Source organism: uncultured Oscillibacter sp., assembly GCF_910587525.1.
Taxonomy (GTDB): Bacteria; Bacillota; Clostridia; order Oscillospirales; family Oscillospiraceae; genus Oscillibacter.
The window spans coordinates 1-2,319 of sequence record NZ_CAJULS010000231.1; the positions used below are offsets into that span (position 1 = coordinate 1).

Annotated in this window: 2 protein-coding genes; both read right to left on the reverse strand. The window is 64.6% G+C overall.

What is annotated here, in order from left to right; genetic code table 11:
* On the reverse strand, positions 1 to 2,020 hold a 2,020-nt coding region (locus QZ326_RS12900; RefSeq protein WP_295745985.1), incomplete at its 3' end, for a hydratase.
* 109 nt (positions 2,021 to 2,129) lie between these two features.
* Positions 2,130 to 2,319, reverse strand: a 190-nt coding sequence (locus QZ326_RS12905; protein ID WP_295745988.1) for a citrate/2-methylcitrate synthase, incomplete at its 5' end; no start/stop codon positions are given.

Consider the following 2,319-nt stretch of genomic DNA (forward strand, 5'->3'; position numbering starts at 1 on the left):
CCCCCAGCACCTTCTGGCAGCTGGCGGCCTGCTCCCGGGCGGAGCCGTCGCCGGGCCTGTTGGCGAAGACGCAGGAGCCGAACTGGGTGTTTTCCCCGGAGACACGGTACCGCTCCAGCTGGGCAAGCTGGGTCTTGGTGAGCGGCTTGCCCTTTTGACTCTTTTCCAGCATAGTCTTGTCGGCCACGTATTGGACAGCGCCGGCCAGGTTCAGCAGCTTTTGCAGCTTTTCCGGCGTCTCTCCTGCAAGCCGCCTGGCCTCCGCCTCTGCCGCGGCCTTGGCCCGGCCCACGTACTCCGGCTCCCGGCGGGAGAGGGTGAACTCCGCCAGCCGCAGGGGATTGGAGCGGTAGGAGGAGGTCTCGCCGGAGGGAATGAGCTCGTCGGTGGTGGTGACGGGGTCCCGCAGCACTGCCGCCAGCTCCACCAGCAGATTGTCCGCCAGGGGCCGCATCCTCGGCCAGTCGGTGATGTTGGGGCCCAGAATCAGCTCCTCATCCGGACGGGGCTTCCCGAAGCCATTGTAGACCCGCTTGTCATAGACGCCAGCGTCAAAGTGATAGGGATGCCGGACGGGCATATAGTCGATCTCAGTGGCGGGGGTGATCTTTCCGCCGTTCAAAGCGGTGGCGGCAATGGACCGGGCGTCCATCAGGCAGACGGCGGCAAACTGCCCCTCGCCGGGCTTGGAGCCCTCCCGGTTGGGGAAGTTCCTCGTGGTGTGGCGGAGGCTCAGGCCGTTGTGGGCGGGCACGTCCCCTGCGCCGAAGCAGGGCCCGCAGAAGCTGGGTTTGATGACGGCGCCGCTTTGCAGAAGGTCCGCCGCCGCTCCGATTTTGGTCAGCTCCAGGCTGACGGGAACGCTGGTGGGATACACGTCCAAGGTGAAGTAGCCGTCTCCGCAGCTGCCGCCCCGGAGGATATCCGCCGCCTCAGTGATGTTGTCGAAGAGTCCTCCGGCGCAGCCGGCGATAACGCCCTGGTCCGCCCAGACGCCGCCGTCACGGACTTTCTGCGTCAGGTGAATGTCCGCCCTGGGGAAGCGCTTCCGGGCGTCGGCCTCCACCTGAGCGAGAATCTCCGGCGCATTCTCCAGAAATTCCCGGATAGTCCAGGCGTTGGAGGGGTGGAAGGGCAGGGCGATCATGGGCTCGGCCCGGGAGAGGTCCAGCTCAATATACTTGTCGTACCAGGCGAAATCCCCGGGGTGGAGCTCCCGGTATTCCCCGGGGCGCCGGTGGGCGTCGTAGAAGCCCTTTGTCTCTCCGTCGGTTTCCCAAATGGAGGAGAGACAGGTGGTCTCGGTGGTCATGACGTCGATGCCGTTGCGGAAGTCGATGGGCAGAGCCGCAACGCCGGGGCCCGCAAACTCTAAGACGCAGTTATTGACAAAGCCACTCTCAAAGGTGGCCTTCACCAGGGCGATGGCCACGTCATGGGGCCCTACGCCCTGCTTGGGCGCGCCGGTGAGATAGACCAGCACCACTTTTGGATAGGGCACGTCCCAGGTGTTCTTCAAGAGCTGCTTGGCCAGCTCCGGTCCGCCCTCGCCCACGGCCATGGTGCCAAGGGCGCCGTAGCGGGTGTGGGAGTCGGAGCCCAGAATCATTTTCCCGCAGCCTGAGAGCTGCTCCCGGGCGTAGGAGTGGATGACGCTCTGGTTGGCGGGGACGTAGATGCCGCCGTACTTCCGGGCGGCGGAGAGGCCGAAGGCGTGGTCGTCCTCGTTAATGGTGCCGCCCACGGCGCACAGGGAGTTGTGGCAGTTGGTCAGGGCGTAGGGCATGGGGAATTCCCGCATGCCGGAGGCCCGGGCCTGCTGGATGATGCCCACATAGGTGATGTCGTGGCTGGCCATGGCGTCAAAGCGGACCTGGAGCTTCTCCGGATCGCCGGAGAAGCTGTGGGCCTGGAGGATGCTCCAGGCCAGGGTGCGCCGCCGTCCCTCCTCCGGGGAGACGGGGGCGGCGTCATGGAGGACGCCCTGGGAGAGGAAAACGCCGTTGTCATGCAAAGTCATCGGGAAACCCCCTTCGTTCAGATTGATCTCACTTTCAAACCTTCAAAAAGTTAGGAGTTAGGAGATAGGAGTTAGGAGTTTTTCTGGAATTCGGACAACTCCTAACTCCTCACTGTCCACGCTCCGCCAGCGGCACGTACGGCACCCGGTTGCAGACCGTCTTGTAGGCCGGGCGGATGATCCGCGGATCCTCGGAGCAGCACTCCTCAATCCGGTGGGCGCACCAGCCGGGCATCCGGGCGCTGGCGAAGATGGCGGTGTACAGGTCCGTGGGGATGTCCAGGAGCTTGTAGACAAAG